Origin of the sequence: Arthrobacter glacialis (genome assembly GCF_002909415.1) — a bacterium.
Classification (GTDB): domain Bacteria; phylum Actinomycetota; class Actinomycetes; order Actinomycetales; family Micrococcaceae; genus Specibacter; species Specibacter glacialis.
The window spans coordinates 328,105-345,358 of sequence record NZ_PPXB01000002.1; the positions used below are offsets into that span (position 1 = coordinate 328,105).

The 17,254-nt window shown below is 61.2% G+C and carries 15 protein-coding genes; 6 read left to right on the forward strand and 9 right to left on the reverse strand.

Going from position 1 to position 17,254, the window contains the following annotated elements; translation table 11 throughout:
* The first annotated feature begins 8 nt into the window (after positions 1-8).
* Genes cpaB through CVS28_RS03405 form a run of 5 tightly spaced genes read left to right on the forward strand, consistent with a single transcriptional unit; the run spans position 9 to position 5,224 of the window.
* Positions 9-752 (forward strand): Flp pilus assembly protein CpaB, encoded by a 744-nt coding sequence (gene cpaB / locus CVS28_RS03385; RefSeq protein ID WP_103480631.1) that lies wholly within the window; start codon positions 9-11, stop codon positions 750-752.
* Positions 749-1,948, forward strand: coding sequence for a CpaE/TadZ family protein (locus CVS28_RS03390; RefSeq protein WP_103464259.1), 1,200 nt, complete (start codon positions 749-751; stop codon positions 1,946-1,948). The genes cpaB and CVS28_RS03390 overlap by 4 nt, the downstream gene beginning before the upstream one ends.
* Positions 1,945-3,372, forward strand: a complete 1,428-nt coding sequence (locus tag CVS28_RS03395; RefSeq protein ID WP_103464258.1) for a TadA family conjugal transfer-associated ATPase — start codon at positions 1,945-1,947, stop codon at positions 3,370-3,372. The genes CVS28_RS03390 and CVS28_RS03395 overlap by 4 nt, the downstream gene beginning before the upstream one ends.
* A 2-nt stretch (positions 3,373-3,374) precedes the next feature.
* On the forward strand, positions 3,375-4,307 hold the full coding sequence (locus CVS28_RS03400; protein ID WP_103464257.1) for a type II secretion system F family protein: 933 nt from the start codon (positions 3,375-3,377) through the stop codon (positions 4,305-4,307).
* Positions 4,308-4,321: 14 nt separating this feature from the next.
* The gene (locus CVS28_RS03405; RefSeq protein ID WP_103464421.1) at positions 4,322-5,224 is read left to right on the forward strand and encodes a type II secretion system F family protein; all 903 of its coding nucleotides are present in this window, start codon (positions 4,322-4,324) and stop codon (positions 5,222-5,224) included.
* Between the two features lie 444 nt (positions 5,225-5,668).
* Here CVS28_RS03405 and CVS28_RS03415 read toward each other — a convergent pair whose 3' ends face one another.
* The 6 genes from CVS28_RS03415 to CVS28_RS03440 form a co-directional block, all read right to left on the reverse strand.
* Positions 5,669-6,172, reverse strand: a complete 504-nt coding sequence (locus CVS28_RS03415) for a prepilin peptidase (protein ID WP_103480633.1) — start codon at positions 6,170-6,172, stop codon at positions 5,669-5,671.
* 56 nt (positions 6,173-6,228) lie between these two features.
* Positions 6,229-7,491 (reverse strand): L,D-transpeptidase, encoded by a 1,263-nt coding sequence (locus CVS28_RS03420; RefSeq protein WP_103464254.1) that lies wholly within the window; start codon positions 7,489-7,491, stop codon positions 6,229-6,231.
* Positions 7,492-7,650: 159 nt separating this feature from the next.
* Positions 7,651-8,814, reverse strand: a complete 1,164-nt coding sequence (locus tag CVS28_RS03425) for an NYN domain-containing protein (protein WP_165788045.1) — start codon at positions 8,812-8,814, stop codon at positions 7,651-7,653.
* Between the two features lie 79 nt (positions 8,815-8,893).
* Complete coding sequence (locus CVS28_RS03430) at positions 8,894-9,739, reverse strand: MBL fold metallo-hydrolase (protein WP_103480635.1); 846 nt, start codon at positions 9,737-9,739, stop codon at positions 8,894-8,896.
* A gap of 51 nt (positions 9,740-9,790) precedes the next feature.
* Positions 9,791-9,970, reverse strand: a complete 180-nt coding sequence (locus CVS28_RS03435) for a hypothetical protein (protein WP_103480636.1) — start codon at positions 9,968-9,970, stop codon at positions 9,791-9,793.
* A 42-nt stretch (positions 9,971-10,012) separates the two neighbouring features.
* Complete coding sequence (locus tag CVS28_RS03440; protein WP_103464250.1) at positions 10,013-10,414, reverse strand: DUF3499 domain-containing protein; 402 nt, start codon at positions 10,412-10,414, stop codon at positions 10,013-10,015.
* Between the two features lie 67 nt (positions 10,415-10,481).
* Between CVS28_RS03440 and CVS28_RS03445 the strand changes: the two genes are divergently transcribed.
* On the forward strand, positions 10,482-11,039 hold the full coding sequence (locus CVS28_RS03445; RefSeq protein ID WP_103480637.1) for a metallopeptidase family protein: 558 nt from the start codon (positions 10,482-10,484) through the stop codon (positions 11,037-11,039).
* Between the two features lie 366 nt (positions 11,040-11,405).
* Here CVS28_RS03445 and CVS28_RS03450 read toward each other — a convergent pair whose 3' ends face one another.
* The 3 genes from CVS28_RS03450 to CVS28_RS03460 are packed head-to-tail and all read right to left on the reverse strand — an operon-like array spanning position 11,406 to position 17,027.
* Positions 11,406-13,082: a DUF5719 family protein gene (locus CVS28_RS03450; protein ID WP_103464248.1), complete on the reverse strand. Its 1,677-nt coding sequence runs from the start codon at positions 13,080-13,082 to the stop codon at positions 11,406-11,408.
* Entirely contained in the window at positions 13,075-16,506 is a 3,432-nt protein-coding gene (locus tag CVS28_RS03455) for a glycosyltransferase family 2 protein (protein ID WP_341476399.1), read from the reverse strand. Before CVS28_RS03455 ends, CVS28_RS03450 begins: the two co-directional genes overlap by 8 nt.
* Positions 16,506-17,027, reverse strand: coding sequence for a WhiB family transcriptional regulator (locus tag CVS28_RS03460; RefSeq protein ID WP_103464246.1), 522 nt, complete (start codon positions 17,025-17,027; stop codon positions 16,506-16,508). Before CVS28_RS03460 ends, CVS28_RS03455 begins: the two co-directional genes overlap by 1 nt.
* Between the last annotated feature and the right edge of the window lie 227 nt (positions 17,028-17,254).

Consider the following 17,254-nt stretch of genomic DNA (forward strand, 5'->3'; position numbering starts at 1 on the left):
AGCATGAAGTGAAAACACGCCTGCTGGGGGGCGTTGTCGCACTGGTTTTGGCCATTGTGGGCGCGATTCTCCTCTCCTCATACGTACAAGCAGCCGACAACCGTGCCCAAGCCGGCATGGAGCCGGTGGAAGTGCTCGTTGTTCAGCAGCCAATAACTGCTGGCACCACCGTCGATGAACTCAAGTCCATGGTGAAGATGCAGTCATTCCCTAAGACGGCCATAACCGACGGTGCCGTGACGCAGCTGGATGATTTCAAGGGAAGGGTTGCTGCAGTTGACCTAGTACCGGGTGAACAATTGCTGGCAGCTCGTCTCGTAGATCCAAAAAGTCTGGCAGCTCCCAACAGCGTTGATGTGCCCAAGGGCTTGGCTGAAATAAGTCTTGTGTTGCCCTTGGACCGCGTCTTAGGCGGGGAATTGCAGGCTGGGGACACGGTGGGCGTGTTCATCTCTTATAATGACGGTGTTGCGCCGGGAACCAAGGAAGTTCCAGCCACCAAACTGCAATTCCACAAGGTACTGGTGACCAAGGTCGGCACAGGGGATGGCGGCGTGGACACCACCGATTCACAAGAAAATCAGTCGGCCAAGTCCAGCAGTTCGGTCTTGGTGACCCTGGCACAATCAGGGACCGATGCCACCAAGACCGTCCATGGAATCGAATTCGGGCACGTCTACCTGTCCAAGGAAAACGCCGACACCGACACAGCTCCCGTGGACACGTTGCACAAGGACCAGGTGCTGAGATGAGCCGCTTCGTCATCATTACAACAGATACAAGCTTTGAGCAGCGTGTCCGTGCGGCCGTGACAGGCGGTTTGCACGGAAATGTCCAAAGGCTCCCTGAATCAGCCATCAACGGCGCTCCCAGCGGAATCATCCTTCAAGACCCGTCCGAACCACCCGAAGTGGTCATTCTGGGTCCTGGAGTGTCGACCGACGAGGCCCTCAAATTGGCCACCGTGTTGGACCTCCAGTACCCCGAGGTCAGCGTCATCCTGGCAGCAGAGACTTCACCGGAGCTGGTGCTGACGGCCATGCGGTCGGGTATTCGTGACATTGTCAGCCCCGGGGCCGACCTGGCCGAGATCCGGGTCCTGCTGGAACGGGCCTGTCTTTCTTCCGCTGGACGGCGGCGCGGGCTGTCCAACCCGGCCACCGCCGACCATGAAACTGGCCGTGTCATTGCTGTCATGTCGCCCAAGGGCGGCGTGGGAAAGACCACCGTGGCCACCAACTTGGCCATGGGGCTTGGGAAGCTGGCCCCCATGGGTGTGGTGATCGTTGACCTCGATGTCCAGTTTGGAGATGTGGCCTCTGCCTTGTCCCTTGAGCCGGAACACACCTTGGTGGATGCCGTCACCGGGGCTGCGGCGCACGATGCCATGGTCCTAAAGGCCTTCCTCACTGTGCACACTGGCGGCATCTACGCGTTGTGTTCCCCCATGAACCCCAACGAAGCCGATCTGGTCACGGCAGACCATGTGAGCCACCTGATCGCGCAACTGGCCACAGAGTTTAGGTACGTGGTGGTGGACACTGCCCCTGGTTTGGGTGAACTGGCACTTGCCACGTTGGAACAGGCAAGCGATGCCGTGTGGGTGGTGGGGATGGACATCCCCAGTATCAAGGGGTTGCGCACCGGCTTCGGCGTCCTGCACGAGTTGGGGCTCGTCCCACAAGGACGTCACGTTGTACTGAACTTTGCCAACCGCCACACGGGCCTGAGCGTCCAAGACATCGAAGCCACCCTCCGGGTTCCCGTGGATGTGGTGCTGCCGCTCTCGCCCGCAGTGTCCTTTTCAACCAACAAGGGCGTGCCCTTGTTGCAGGACGGTCCCAGAAGCGCCGTGTCAAAGAATCTAAGAAAACTCGTCGAGCGCTTTGCCCCGGATTCTGCGGGGCAAATGCACAAGAAGCTGCACCGAAGGGTGGTTGTGTCATGAATCTGACTGATCGACTGAACGCAGCACGCGGCATTTCCCCTGCTGCAGGCGTGGAAATCCCAGTAAATCACTCATTCCAGCGAAGCACGATGCCAGAAGGATTCCCGGATGATTATTCGGCTGTCGACGGTACGGGTACTGCCCTTGCAGGGCTAAAACAACGTGCTGGCGAGGCACTATTTGAACGGATGGGTGCCCGGCTCGCCGATCCCAACATTTCCGAGGAAGATCTGCGCAAGACTGCACGGGAAGAACTCAGCCAAGTCATTGACGAGGAACAGGTTCCACTCACGCCGGAGGAACGTCGACGCCTTATTCGGGAGATTGGCGACGACGTGTTGGGGTTGGGTCCCTTGCAACGCTTCCTGGATGACGACACTGTCACTGAAATCATGGTCAACAAGCCAGACCAAATTTACATTGAGCGCGGCGGCCAGCTGACCCTCACGGGGGCCAGGTTTGCCACTGAAGCTCATCTTCGCAGGGTCATAGAGAGGATTGTTTCCAGAATCGGGCGGCGCATCGATGAATCTTCACCCATGGTCGATGCCCGGCTTGAGGACGGTTCCCGCGTTAATGCCATCATCCCCCCTCTTGCGGTTAGCGGACCTTCGCTAACAATCAGAAAGTTCAGCCGGGTCCCGCTGACGGTTGAAGATCTGGCCCGCTATGGCACACTGACCCCGGACATGGCTATTTTGTTGGATGCCTGTGTGCGGGCCCGACTGAACATCCTAGTTACAGGCGGCACGGGCACCGGCAAGACCACGTTGCTGAATGTTTTGTCCGGGTTCCTGCCGGCAGAAGACCGTATTGTCACCATTGAAGATGCCGTGGAATTGCAACTGCAGCAACGTCACATCGTCCGGCTGGAGAGCCGGCCAGCCAACATCGAGGGCCGTGGTGAAGTCTCCATCCGGGACCTCCTGCGCAACTCATTGCGCATGCGCCCGGACCGCATTGTCATTGGTGAAGTTCGTGGCGGAGAAGCACTCGACATGCTCCAAGCCATGAACACCGGCCACGACGGGTCACTTTCCACAGTCCACGCAAACTCGCCCCGGGACGCAATAGCCCGTCTGGAGACGCTTGTTTTGATGGCCGGAATGGACCTGCCGTTGCGGGCCATTCGGGAACAAGTTGCATCCGCAGTAAATCTCATTGTGCATTTGTCTAGGCTCCGGGACGGAACCCGGAGGGTCACTCACATTACGGAGGTTCAAGGCATGGAGGGCGACGTTGTCACACTCCAGGATGCGTTTGTCTTTGACTACTCCGCAGGAGTGGACAGCAACGGACGGTTCCTGGGCAAGCCAGTAGCCACCGGTGTCCGGCCGCGCTTTGTCGATCATTTTGCTGACATGGGTATCTCAGTCCCCAGCCACATTTTTTCTGTTCCAGCACCTGTCAAGGGAAAGAGATAACAATGAACACGGCCCTGCCCGTCCTTGGATTCGCCCTCTGCATTGCCGCGCTGGTAGTTGTCTTGTTGGTTGTAGTCAAGCCTTGGGGTGCGGCCATCTCGGAGGCGCGGCGGCGGCCCTTCGGCGACTCCAGCAAGTCTTCACTGACCAGCTTCACGGATTCCACAGTTGCTGTGTTGGACAAGACAGTCGGCGGCGGCCCTTACAGCCGCAGCAGACTAGAAGATGCTGGCCTTCGCATGCCTCCCTCTAACTTCCTCATTTTGGTAGTGGCAGCAAGCGCTGTCATGGCCCTCGCGGGAATGCTGCTCAGCGGCCCCGCGTTGGCGATCATTTTGGCCGTGATGGCCCCTCTGCTCTCCTGGCTGGCCCTGAGCCTGCTTGCGGACAGACGGAAAGCGAAATTTGATCAACAGCTCGGTGACAACCTCATGTTGATCACGGGCGGACTCCGTGCAGGTCACAGCGTTTTGGCGGCCCTTGACGCTGCCGCCAAGGAAGCCGAGTCACCCGCCTCCGAGGAGTTTTCCAGAGTTGTAAACGAGGTCAGGATTGGCCGAGACCTTGACGTGGCGCTCAGCGAAACCGCCAACCGTATGAAAAGCGATGACTTCTCCTGGGTCAGTCAGGCAATCCAGATCAACCGTGACGTGGGTGGTGACTTGGCCGAAGTCCTGGACCATGTGGCGGAAACAATTCGTGAACGTGGCGAGATCAAGGCCCAGGTTCAGGCCCTCAGTGCCGAAGGAAAACTGTCAGGAATCATCCTTGTGGCGTTGCCGTTCGTCATGGCTCTCATGCTCATGGTCGTCAACCCCACGTATCTGGGCGTGCTCTTCACAAACCCCGTGGGCTGGGTCATGTTGGCAGTCGGGGCCGTCATGATGATCATTGGCTCACTTTGGATGCGCAAAACCATCCAAATCAAGTTCTGAAAGGTGTGAACACCATGACCCTCATGCCCTGGCTCATCATAGCCTCCATAGTTTTGCCCATATGCTACTTGGTTTGGTCATTTGTCAGTGTGGATTCGAAATCCTTGCTGACCATTCGCAACAACTTGGGCCGCACCGACCAGAGCGGCCAAGGGGCACCGGCCTTCAGCGACAAAACCTGGTTGGAGCTGTCCAAAAAAATTACGCCGGCAGGATATGTGGCCAAATTGGACACCCTGCTCGCCCGGGCCGGCCGGCCGGCCAACCTGCCGTTGTCAAGACTGCTGATCGGCAAGCCATTGCTTGCCATGGGTGCCGCGGCGGTGAGCCTGATGTTTGTTGCACTGCGTCCGGGACCCCCCACAGTGCTGTTGGCACTCTTGCTCACAACGCTGTGTTACTTCATCCCCGACCTGTTGATTCTGAGCAAGGGGCAGGAACGTCAGAAGGCCATCCAACTTGAACTGCCAGACACCTTGGACCAGATGCTCATTGCCGTCGAGGCTGGGCTCGGTTTTGAAAGTGCCATGGCACGGGCAGCCGCCAACGGCAAGGGACCCATGGCGGAGGAGCTGAAACGAACCCTCCAGGACATGCAGATGGGTCGCCCTCGCCGAGACGCTTACCAGGCCATGGCGAGCCGAACCACCGTGCCAGAGTTGAAGAGTTTTGTCCGGGCCGTGATCCAAGCGGAAGTCTACGGCATCAGCATCGCCAAGGTGCTGCGTATTCAGGCCAGCCAGCTGCGCCTGAAGCGGCGCCAACGGGCTGAGGAAAAGGCCATGAAATTACCCGTCTTGGTGCTCTTTCCGCTTCTGCTCTTTATCTTTCCCACACTGTTCATCATCATCATGGGGCCGGCAGTCATCAATATCATTGGGATCTTTGCACCCGGTGGCTCCATGGGCGGTCGATAGCGACCCGCTTCACCCCACCAGCGTGATCAAGGCGACGGCCAGCATGAACTGGCCAAAGGGGGATCCGGGTTTTCCCGATCCCCTTTGGCGTGCCCGCAGGCAGTTCACCCTGAGAATGGAGTGCCTCAGCTCTTACAGGACTCGCTGGTTCCCATAACATCTTCGCTGACGACTGTGTTTTTGTCCGGGAACGAGTCCCACCTGCCACCAAAACTTGACACTATACCGGGTGGAAAATCTGGCCATTTCCGATCATGCAAACCTGGCCGGCGCCCAGCACGGGTGCGTCAGCCTTCTTGCGGCCCACGAGTTCCAGCCAAGTTGGATTCCCGAAATTCGCGGCATTCTCCCTGATTGCGTTCGAGCAAGAAGCAATGGAGTTACGTTCGCGGCCACGCTTGAGTGCATTCATGTGGCCAGGACACTTGATGCCGCTAACATTCCTTAGGCCACCACCAGCGCGACTAGGGCACCTGCCAGCATGAACGGGCCAAAGGGGATCTGGGTTTTCCCGGTCCCCTTTTTGGTGACCATCAACGCCAGCCCCCACAGTGCGCCCAACACGAATGCCAAGAAGGTCCCCCACAGCACTGCTGACCAGCTAACAAAACCAAGGTACAAGCCCAGCACAAACGCCAGCTTGACGTCCCCGTAGCCCATGCTGGCGGGCGAAACCAGCCTGAGCACCACGTACACGGCCCAGAGCACCACTCCCCCAAGGAGCGTGCGCAAGGCGGTTCCGGCGTCGTGCATGAAAAAGGATGCTGACAGCAGCAGCACCCCAGCAATGGCCGCCGAGGGAAACACAATCCGGTTGGGCAGCAGCTGGTGCTTGATGTCGATTACGCTCAGCCACGTTGCCATGACCAGGTAGTACAGCCCGGCCGTGAGCACCAGCCAAAAGGCCACGGGCGCATCAGCCCACAAGTCCGCCAGCACATTGATCATAGCCAGATGCTACGGCATGGGGGCCGGCATCTTTGGACTATGACCGGCGGGTGCGGTTAGCGCGAGGCGTACTGCTCGAAGGGGATGTTCCAGTCACCAAAACCGTCGGTGGGGGCAATGGTTTCATTGGGTGTTCCCACCGTGTGGACGATGTCGCCGGCGCCCATGTTGTTGAACACCCAGCCCGCACCCTCCGCGGACAGGCCAATGCAGCCGTGCGAGAGGTTCTTGACGCCAAGGAATGGCATGGCCGACTCTGTTGCCTGGTGGATGAAGATTCCGCTGTAGGAAAGTCGTGTTGCAAATTCCACATCCACGGAGCCGTAGTCGCCGGGGTCGCCCGGCTTCAAGCCAATGGTGGAGGCTTTGAACGTTGCGTGGCGTTGCTTGTCATTGGTGAGCACAATGAACCCGGAAGCCGACGGGAAAGCCTCATCACCCAAAGTTGCGGGGAACACCTGAGCAACTTGGTCGTTGACCAGGACCGTCACACTGTGGGCTGCGGCATCGGCTTCCATAACAACCTTGTTGCCAATGTTGACGTTGTAGTTCTTATTGAAATTGCCCACCATGCCGTTGCCAACATCCAGGCCGAACAGCTTGACGTCCACATTGATGGTTGAGTTGGCCGGCCAGTAGTCTGCGGCGCGGTAACGCACCAAGGTGTCCGAGTACCAGCGGAAGGAACCTTGCTGGCCTGTGCTGGTGGTGACGGTGATGGCCTTCTCCACGGCCTCCTTGTTCACCACTGGTTCACTAAATTTGAACTCCAGCGGCTGGGCCACGCCCACCTTGGAATCAGCGCCCGGGTACAGCACGGCGTCTACCTCGTGCGAGGCGGGAACGGTTGAAAAGGTGCTGATGTGGGTGGACTTGGCGCCCACCGAGTCCATGGCTGTCACATTAAAGGTGTAGTCCGTGGCAAATTTGAGGGGCGTTTTGGAAATCCATTTGCGTCCGCTGACCACCAGCTCACCCTCGGAAACAACACCTGTGGCGGTTTCCTTCAGGACGGCGCTAAAAACCGTACCGTTGATGACCTCTGCTGCCACTTCCGTTACCGGATTGACGGAGGTAGCACCAGTGTTGGGTGTCGTGGCAACAGTTGCCGGGATGGCGGCAACCGTGGGGGTCGGCGCGACGGTGGCAGTTGCCGACGCAGTGGGAGCCGACGCTTGCCCGAGTAGTTGGCCAAGTGGCAACAAGCCAGTTGCCGATGCGGCAGCCACGCCCCCGGCAACGACCACAAAAGCGACCAAGGAGATCAGCGTGATCTTCAAACCTCGAGAAGGTTTCCTGGTCTCTTCCACATCAGCCATTCAAACTCCCCATTCGGTGGATTAACTCCACAGTATTGACCCGCGGCGCGCAATTCGCTATAAGGACATTTTACGCCATGATTTCACGCACATTGATCACTTCCCCGGCAAACACGACACGGTCGTGAGGGCGTTGTTGAAGGCGTCAGCTGGACTCCGCTACTCGATGCCAGATGGCGCCTGTTCCGCCAGCACGTGGGCTGGGTCGGCATGATGGAAGTGAACAACTGCCATCAGTTTCTCTCCGGTCCGGACCACACGGAAGTCTGTGCCGCCGAGTGCCTCTTGGAGCGCCATGTGGAATTTGGGGAAACCGGAGTCGGCGGACGTGTACCCGCTAATCGCCTCCCTCAGGTGAGCCGAAACCTGACCTAAGTGCAGGCCATCAATTCTCTGGGCACGGACCAGTTGGCCCAGCTCGCCGTCGGTGAAAAGTTCCCGCACCGACGCAATGTACTCGTCACGGTTGTTGACTGTCAGTGCTGCCGGCGGTTTCACCGGCTTCGGCGGCACTTTCACCGGCACTTCAGGCAGTTTCACATGTTTGCCAGGTGCCTTCTGCGCCGTTATGGCCTTCTGGGGCGCCGGTCGCTGGATTGCCAGCCCGCAGTGCTTCTCAAGAAAGCCACCCAAGTTCGTCGACTTATAAGAGGTGTACTTCAACCCCGGCCACTTCTTGCTCACAAGCTGGCCGAGCGCTTGGGTGTTGATCTGGCCCTTCTTCGAGAGTTGCGGCTGTTTCTCAATGAACCCCAAGATGGCTTCCTTCAGGACCGCCACGTCCGGTGGGCCGCTGGGCTGCGTCACGTCAGCCGAACCAGCCGGACCAGCAGGACCAGCAGGACCCTGGACATCTATCTGGTGATACTCATCCGCCACCGACTTCAGCAGCGGGTTGACGATTCCCGAGTTCGGGGCAGTGGTGGAGACCACCACAACGTACTTGTTCAGGAAGTGGAGCCGACGAACCAACGGGACAAATCCGCCGTCGCCCGTAACAATCACAAATACTTCCACCCACGGCGCATCATGGGCCACCTCAAGCGCCTCAACACACAGCTCAATGTCGGCCGCGTTTTTGACACTTTTCTCGAAGGAAAAGACCTGCACGGGCTTGATCCCGTACTCCTGCAGCTCGCGCTTGTAGCCCACCATCTCCGGACGCGCCCAGTTCGCATAGGCCCTGACCATGGCCGTCTTGCCGCCGATGCCCGACGTACGAACAATCTGCTCAATGGTGCGCACCACCTTGCCCAGCTGCACGCCCGTAACGTCCCTGCGGTAGCCGCCGAACAGGTTTTCAACGTCAAAGAAAATGGCCACATTTCTCCGTGGTGGTGCACCGTTGCCCATCAAGCGGCCCTCGCCTCCCCCAACTGACTTACCGTGCCTGTTGAAGAGACTATAGCCCCTGTGGCTGCTGGCCCGCCGAACCTGCGCTGCGCAGATAATCCAACTGCGCCTCCACGGACAGCTGCGCCGCGCCCTGAAGATTGGCTGGCACATCCCCATACACAATGCTTGTCACGGCTTCGGTGCTCGCTGGGGCGCCTTTTCCCGCCAGATGTTCGACGGCGGCCCGCACCTGGGCGAGGCGCTCGGCCCTGTGCTGGGCATAGGCCCCGGCCGCCTCGGCCACATCAGCCAGCACCGGCCCGTGACCCGGAAGCCCGGCTACGGCTTGGGTGGCCGTGCGGTGTTCAAGGCCCCAGCCGCGCAGCTTCTCGAGGGAATCCAGATAATCCCCCAGCCTGCCGTCGGGGTAGCAAATCACTGTGCTGCCCTGGCCCAGGATAGTGTCGCCCGTCAGCACCATGGCCGGCGCTTCTGTCTCGTCACGGGCAGTTACGGCAAAGCAGAGCGAATCGCTGGTGTGCCCCGGGGTGGCGAGCACCGTAATGGTGAGCCCGCCCGCCTGGATGAGTTCGCCGTCGTACAAGGGATTGGCGGCGTGACAATAACGTGGCTGGGCCGCACGGACGGGGGCGCCCGTGCGCTGGTGCAGGGCAAGGCTGCCATCCGTGTGGTCGCCGTGGTGATGGGAGATCAGGATCAGTTCCACGGCCCCCGCACCGGCCAGCGCCTGCAAATGGCCATCCAGCAGCGGGCCGGGATCAACCACCACAACGCCGCCAGCGCCCGGGACTCCCAGCACGTAGGAATTGGTCCCGTCGAGCGTCATGGGGCCCGGATTTTCAGCCCGCCGCCGCCTGACAACGCTGCCGATACGCTCCCACCGTGCGCTCATGAGGGCTGCCCTTCGCTTCCTTGGCGGAACTTACTGCTACGAGTTGATCTGCTAGGAGGTGATCTGCTCGGGGCGCAACAGCAAGGCAATGCCCTCGTCAATGGTGTAACGCAAGGGGACACCTGCCGGGCCATTGACCGTGCTCACAAGTTCCTCACCGTCCTGGATCAGGGTCGATCCGGTGACGGGGCAGCGCAGCACTGCCATCAATTTCTCGCTAATGTTAGCCACTGTGTTCCGTTTCGCTAAGTAAGATGCAACTGGTTTACCAGTCTAGTCGCGCAGGATGCGCAGGTGGCCGCGACGCCCGGAATTGCTGCCGGCACCGGGAGAGAACTGCGGCGGTTCAAGAGTTCCGCGGTATTCACGCACAGCCGGTGAGGCATCTCCGGCTGAAGGCTGCCCATTGGCGGCCTCACGGACGGCGTCCGCCAAGGCGAGCAGATCGTCAGGACCCGGCGCAGGGGGCTTGTCCGAACGGGCCAGATGGATGACTTCCCACCCCAAGGGGGCGCTCAACCGGGCTGAATGTTTGGCGCAGAGATCGTAACAATGCGGCTCAGCGAAGGTGGCCAGCGGCCCCAAAACAGCTGTCGAATCGGCATAAACGTACGTCAAAGTGGCCACTGCCGATTCACGGCAGGCTGATCTTGTGCATTGACGAAGTGTTCCCACGATTCCCTAGACTACCCTTAGCGCCGGGATATTTCCCGTTGGCGGCGCACGAGCCTAGAGTAAATAGATGCAGTTCAATGCCAGAGACAGCGAAAAATCGCTCACCATCTCGCTGGAACCGACGGTTTCCGCGGACCAGGACACGAGTACAGCAGCAACCGATGCAGTGGCAGGGCGGTCTTTTGTGCGCCGTCGCCGCGACAGGCACGGCCGCGGTCTGCGCGGGTCTGTGCTCCCCGAAAGCCTGCCCGGGGCACGGACACGCAGCGAAAAATTTGAGGACCTGGTGGTGGATTCCGTCGAGCGGCTGCGCGGTTTGTGGCCCGATTCCCTGGCCTCGGTGGAATATTTGATTGAAGAAGTTCCCGATCAGCTCGAAGCCATCATCGCCTCAGGGGCCCAGGCACCCTTGGGCAAGTTCAACCGGGCCAATGCGGCCACCGGCACCTCCCCTGCAGTGCCATCGTCCATCGCCATTTACCGGCACCCCGTGGAGGTCCTGTGCGACAACCCGGGCCAAATCCGCGAGCTGGTGCACGAGGTCATGGTGGAACAAGTTGCGGGGCTGCTCAACATCGACCCCGACACCGTTGACCCGTTGTTCCGCAAGTTCCGGGGCCACTGACACTGAACGGCCACTTAACTGCCCGTGGGCCCCTGGCTGTGAATTCCAAACGGCAGCTGATGCGGGTGCCTTACGGCGCAACCCGCATCAGCTGCAGTTTCGAATCAGCAACCCGCATCAGCTGCATTTTCGAATCAGCGGCTTGGGTTGAGGAGGAGTTGGCTGGGCCCACAACTCCGAGGGGCCCCAATTCAAGACGCGCCAGCGGCTTGGATTGGGGAGGAGTTGGCTGGGCCCACAACTCCGAGGGGCCCCAATTCAAGACGCGCCAGCGGCTTGGGTTGAGGAGGAGTTGACTGGGCCCACAACTCCGAGGGGCCCCAATTCAAGACGCGCCAGCGGCTTGGATTGGGGAGGAGTTGGGGATTAGTACCCGGTGATGATGTTTATTGAGTGGCTGGCGGTGCTTGTCCCCGGGATGGGCAGCACGGCAATGCCGGCTGTTCCGTCTTTGCCCAGCAATTGGCTGCCAAAGGTGGGCGCACCGGACACCGACACAACAACTGCTGCAGTGCCATCCCCCAGCAAGGCGCCCGGATCAACTACGGCCGTGCTGCCGCCCTTGAGATCCACTGTCTTGGGCGCACCCAGAACACCCTTGTCCGAAACCGGTACCAGCCGGACTGTCGCAGCACCCTCTGGCGCTGTGAACACTAGGCTGGAGCGCACGCCTTGGGGCACAGTGAGCACATGGTTGTCACCCAGCCGGCCGGTGGAAGGCGCCACAGCCATGTCTACGGCCTCGCCGGGCTTGGTGGAGTTCACCAAGCGAACGGCCGCCGTCACTGAGGCATCGGCGCTAATGCTGAGCGAGTAGGATCCCTCCGGCAGTCCTGCCAGCGGCAGCGAGCTGACCTTGCCGGCAGGTGCCGTGAAAACGCCGCCGTTGGGCAAAGCAACCTGGCCCGAGGCGCCAAAGGCCTTGACCTCCACTACGGCGTCGCCCACCCCGGGCACCGTCACAGCCAACATTGTGGCTGCGTCAGCATAGGAGTTTTGCGACGAAATCTTAGCGGCATCCGCCGGGGACTGAACCCGCACCCCGGCAATGGTGGCCAACGACGCCGGCGCCTGGACTGGTGCCAGATAATCAACCCCGCCTGGGGTAAGACCGCGCAACACCGATTGCTGAATGACGGCGCTGACCGCGCCGCCAGCGCTCTTGACGTGCACGCTGAGAAGTTCCTGGTCGGGGGCCAAACCGGATAGGACCACGGAGCGCACAGCGCCCGGACCAACGACCAGGCCCTTGCCGCCCGGGGCGTTGATAGGCCCCGTGTTGCCAAACATTTCCAGTGTGAGCGTGGCAGGACTCTTAGATGAGTTGGCAACCATGAGCACTGCCGTGCGGCCAACACTGGTGCTGGCACCGGAGAGCCACAGGTCATTGGCCGGGCGCTGGCACGTTGCGGCAGCCAAGCCGGCAAGATCGCCGTCGCCCGCCTCAACCACCACGGAGGCCGAGCCGGTGGAGGACTCATCGCTAAAGGGCTGGGCACGGAGCACCGACTCGCCACCCACAGCACTACCGAGCACCACGGCCGCACGTGCCTTGGGTGAGCCGGAGAGGGCCGTGGCTGGCGTGCTCGGGGAATCGGATGCCTTGGCGAGCGTGAGCAAGGAGGAGAACTTGGTGTCCAGAGCCTGGAAAACCGAGCCCGGCAAGTCTCCGTTGGGGTTACTCAAGACCACTGCGTTCAACAGTGACTTGGTGGCGGAGGAGTTGGCAGAAAACTGCGGATCCGTCCCCGCCGCCGAGCCTGCCAGCAACTGTGTGGGGCCCTGACAATTCGCCAGGGTCTCCCCCACCGGCAGGGCGTGCGGGCTTGGTGTGGTCTCCGCTGTCGCATTGAGGCCAGGAAACAGTGTGCCTGCTCCGATGACGCCCACAGCCAAGGCCACGGTGGCGGTTCCGGCCACCACCAGGGGCCAGCGGCGTTGCTTCTTGGATTTTACTGGCCGTGACGGCTTGGACGCTTTGGGCGCCTCAGCCTTACCCATGTCAGCCTTGCCCATGGGGTTGCTTTCCTTGTTCTCAGGCACTTCTACCAACCTTTTGCAATGACGCTTCATCCCTGTAGGCCCCTGTGCGGCCACGGCGTGCCTTCACAGGAAGAGCCAGCAGAACGGTCAGGCCCAGCAAGATCAGCTGAACCAGGCTCATGATCGAATCCAGGGGGTGTACATAACGAATTTCCAGAGTGCCAGCAGTTGCAGGCACCTCAAAGGCCTGCGCCCAGTCGGAACTGACGCTGGTCAACGCCTTGCCGTCCAACCATGCCTGCCAGCCCGGATCTGAACGCTCCGCCATCACCACGCGGCGATCACCACTGCCAGCAGCAATGGGGGCATTCACCTTTTGGCCCTCGGAAGGAACAGGAGCTAGGGCCTCACCCTTGGCATCAACAAGCCTGACCCGGTTGACCACGTCGCTGAGTCCGGCCGTGGCATAGCTTGGCTTGACCCGCCACAACCAACCCGAATCAGTGGGGCCCACAGTGTCCAGTCCGGGGACTGCGTCGAGTTCACCGGCAACAAGCTCAGCCGCTGTATCCCCTTGGCGCAGCACCACAAACCCCACACCCAGTTCAACCAACCCCGGGCGCGGATCAATGCCCGTCTTGGACAAGATGTCAGCGACGCTGGCTTCAAAGGCCGCCGTTGCAGAATCCACGTCCTCAAGGGTTTCCTGACCCGGTGCGCCATTGACGCGTGCTGCCACAGCAATGCTGGACATGGTGTCAAGGGTGGTGCCGGCGCCCTGCATCAAGGTGGCCTGGACACCGCCGCCGGGCTGCACGGCCAGCACAATGGTGCGGCTGGCTTCGGGCCCTGTGCCGCGGTCAGCGGCCGTCGCGGGGAGGGTACCCGTCGTGGCAGCTTGGGGAAGGAAGGGGCCTGTCAACGCCGGCGAACCGGGCTGCTCCGAGAACTGCTGGGCAGTCCACAACGCCAGGCTCGCCACGGGGGCCGCCACCAGAGCCACCGAAAGAACGGCGGCCGTGAGCCGGGCGCTCTTACGGCGTCCGTGACCGCGATGGGAGGCGTCGTAAGCCCGGCTGTAGATGGCATCGAAGCCCAGAACTGCTGCTCCGAGCAGCGCAAAGAAGGCGAGTGAGACGGCAGTGCCGGTGAACGGCGTCACGAGGGTGACGCCGTCGAACGCCACAGCAATCATTTTTGCCCCATATGAGGCGGCCAACGCCAGCAAGGCAATCAGCCACAGCGCGCGGACCATGGGAGCACGGCGCAAGGGCAGCACCAGGGCCGCCAATGCCGCGGCAACCACGGGGACACCGATCACGGCCACTGCCAGCCAGAGCCACCAAGAAGCGGTTAAACCGGCAATCCCCAGTGCACCTTCAGAGGCCACAAGCTGTTCGGGGAAGCCCAAAAGTTGTTGCCACATGGGTCCCGGGGTGGAGGGAACAGGCACACCCGGATCGGCCAGCAGCGCCCGCGGATTGCCCCACGCCGACCAGACGAACGGCAAGTACACGGCGGCCGAGGGAAGCAGGGCCCACCAAATGGTCTTGCCTCGGCCGCCCATCAGCACAGCTGTCAGCAAGATGCCCACGACGGCCACGGGGAAAAGGGTGGGCGAGGCTGCTGTCACAACCGCCAGCACCAGACCGGCTGCTGCGGCGGCGGTCCACGACGAGTTGCCATCAACACCGGGCCGGCCCAACTTGGTCAAGCGTTTGCTGGCGGCCAACTCTTCAACCTGGCTGTGAGCAGCGTCCGGCTTGGCCACGGGGCTCACGGCCGCACCCACGGCGCGGATCAGGCCCAGCATGACCAACGGCATGAGCACATGTGCCACCAGCGCGCCCAGCCTGCCCTGGCCCATGGCCACAAGCAATGCGGGGGCGCCTGCCCACGCCAGCCCGGCCACAATGCGGGGCCAGCGGTGCCGCGTCAGGGCGCCGGCCGCCAACCAGGCCGTGAAACCTGAGAGCGGAAGCGCCAGCAGCACCAGCCAGAGGGCGGATACGGAAGCATTGCCACCCAGTGCACCCAGCATGGCCAGCACAAAGTTAAAGGGGTTTCCGCGGCCGGGCATCCCGGAGCCAAGGGACACCCACCAGTCCGTGGCGTGCTCCCATACCTGGCCCAGCTGCGCGGAAACGGGCAGCAGGGCGCCACCACTCAAGGCCGGGACGCCAAGGAAACGTGAGAGAGCAATCAGCGAGAGCCCGCTCAGTAGTGCAATGAGTGCCATGGCGCTGACAATGGGCGCAGTTTTGATGTGTGCCAGTGGTGTCACACCCGACTGGTGTGTTTCACCCGTGGGCTCCAAGAGGGAGGGGCCACTCATCTCTTCCGGGGCTGCGAATTCTTCGGGGGCCACTGCTTCACGCAGCAACTTCAAATGAGCCCGCGCAACCCTGTCCTCCACCATCAACGCTTTGTGGACGGAGCGCGGCTTGCGCCGCTGGGCTGCCAGCGCTGCCCGGCTGTGCTTCAGCGTTATGGGCCGCAGCAGCCCGGCGCAGCTTGCCACGAACAGGCGCACCGCGTGCCCGGGGGCCTTGAGCACAAAACCTGCCATCAACCAATAGATGGCCGCGAAGAAGGTGCCCACGGCCAGCAACGGCACCGCCCAGAGCGGCGCATGCTTGAGCCGCAGGAAAACTGCTGCCTTGCGGGCCGCAACAGCCGAGCCCATGCCGTTGGGCCTGTGCACCACGTGAAACATGCGGGCCGCCGGAACCACAAGGACCCTGTCCCCGGCTAAGCGAACACGGGCACAAAAATCCAGGTCATCACCGGGGCCAGGCAGGGCAGGATCAAAACCGCCCAGTTTTTCAAAAACGTCCCGACGCACCAACATGCCTGCGGTGTTAACGGCAAAAACATCCGTGTAGTGGTCGTACTGGCCCTGGTCGTGTTCATCCAGATCCATCATGGAGAACCGATCGAACCAGCGTGTGGCTTGCAGGCCCACATCAACCAGGCGCCTGCGGTTCTCCCAATCGAGCTGCTTGCAGCCCACTACTGTGGCACTCGTGGCCCGCTCGGTGGCTTCCAAAAGCAATTGCAGGGTATCCGGTGCCGGCGCCGCGTCATCCTGGAGCAGCCAGATCCATTCATGGTCAGCGCTGGTTTCGTCCTCCAAGACAGCCACGCGGCCGCCCGCTGGCTGAGCAAGCGAGGGCTCAGCAAGACTGCGGCGGGCGGCGGCTTTGCCGCCCGCTTGCGCACTGCGTTGGTGCTGACGGCTTTGATGTTCCAGGACCGCGTTGACGGCCGCTCCGTAGCCTTTTCGGGCCTCGAGAGAGATGACGTTGCGCTCTCCGAGCTCCTGACGCAGCAACTCCCCCGAATTGTCGCTGGAGCCGCAGTCCGCGGCCAAGACCTGGTCGGCCGGACGCGTTTGTGCTGCCAGAGCGGCTAGAACCGTGGGGATATAGGCACCGCCGTTGTGGGCAACCAGAACGGCGGTGATTTTTACTGCATCAAGAATTAGACTGCTCGCTTCCGCAGCCGCCGGCGTTCACGCTCGGACAGGCCGCCCCAGATTCCAAACCGCTCATCGTTGGCCAGAGCGTATTCCAAACATTTTGCTTTAACATTGCAGGCGCCGCACACTTTCTTGGCATCCCGGGTGGAGCCTCCCTTTTCAGGGAAAAACGCTTCCGGGTCCGTCTGTGCACAGAGGGCGTCCGTTTGCCAGCCTAGTTCACCTTCGTCGCTGAAGTCGTTTTTGGACGGTCGCAGGCCTATCCAGACAGCCACACTGTCCACGCCCGTAACTGGCGTCGGGTGGGCTACCGCCGATTCGTCCGCCTCGTGCTCAGTCAGGAATGCCGTGGCCGCATCCGTTAGAGCCTGGCGGTTTTCGCGTTCATGAAATGCTGCTGCATCCGGATCTGCCGGGTCCACATACCAATCAGTGGGCACGCCACGTGAGTGATAGGTGTCCGCAGCCTGAGCCGCTACGGAGTCGTCGTTGAAATTTGCCACACTCAGCTGAGCTTGCCCCATAATCGTCCTCCTGAATGTTGCTGAAATCTTCGGTCACTGAGGCCCGGTCCCCCCGGATACCGCTAGCTGCGGTTTCAGTGCCGTTGTCAGCTGTTCGTGGGTCTAATTACATCCATGTAAGTCTCCCACGTCAAGCGGACGTAGATGATAACCACTACACAGCACGAACATCCCGCACGCCACGCCCGGCAATTTCATACCAATACATCCGTGCATTTACACCCTTG

What these genes read in the sequence shown, in the direction of transcription:
- CVS28_RS03415 (WP_103480633.1), bottom strand. Translation starts at nt 6,172, where the DNA reads ATGATCAATGTGCTGGCGGACTTGTGGGCTGATGCGCCCGTGGCCTTT.
- CVS28_RS03430 (WP_103480635.1), bottom strand. Translation starts at nt 9,739, where the DNA reads ATGAGCGCACGGTGGGAGCGTATCGGCAGCGTTGTCAGGCGGCGGCGG.
- CVS28_RS03420 (WP_103464254.1), bottom strand. Translation starts at nt 7,491, where the DNA reads ATGGCTGATGTGGAAGAGACCAGGAAACCTTCTCGAGGTTTGAAGATC.
- CVS28_RS03405 (WP_103464421.1), top strand. Translation starts at nt 4,322, where the DNA reads ATGACCCTCATGCCCTGGCTCATCATAGCCTCCATAGTTTTGCCCATA.
- CVS28_RS03390 (WP_103464259.1), top strand. Translation starts at nt 749, where the DNA reads ATGAGCCGCTTCGTCATCATTACAACAGATACAAGCTTTGAGCAGCGT.
- CVS28_RS03395 (WP_103464258.1), top strand. Translation starts at nt 1,945, where the DNA reads ATGAATCTGACTGATCGACTGAACGCAGCACGCGGCATTTCCCCTGCT.
- CVS28_RS03400 (WP_103464257.1), top strand. Translation starts at nt 3,375, where the DNA reads ATGAACACGGCCCTGCCCGTCCTTGGATTCGCCCTCTGCATTGCCGCG.
- CVS28_RS03460 (WP_103464246.1), bottom strand. Translation starts at nt 17,027, where the DNA reads ATGGGGCAAGCTCAGCTGAGTGTGGCAAATTTCAACGACGACTCCGTA.
- CVS28_RS03445 (WP_103480637.1), top strand. Translation starts at nt 10,482, where the DNA reads ATGCAGTTCAATGCCAGAGACAGCGAAAAATCGCTCACCATCTCGCTG.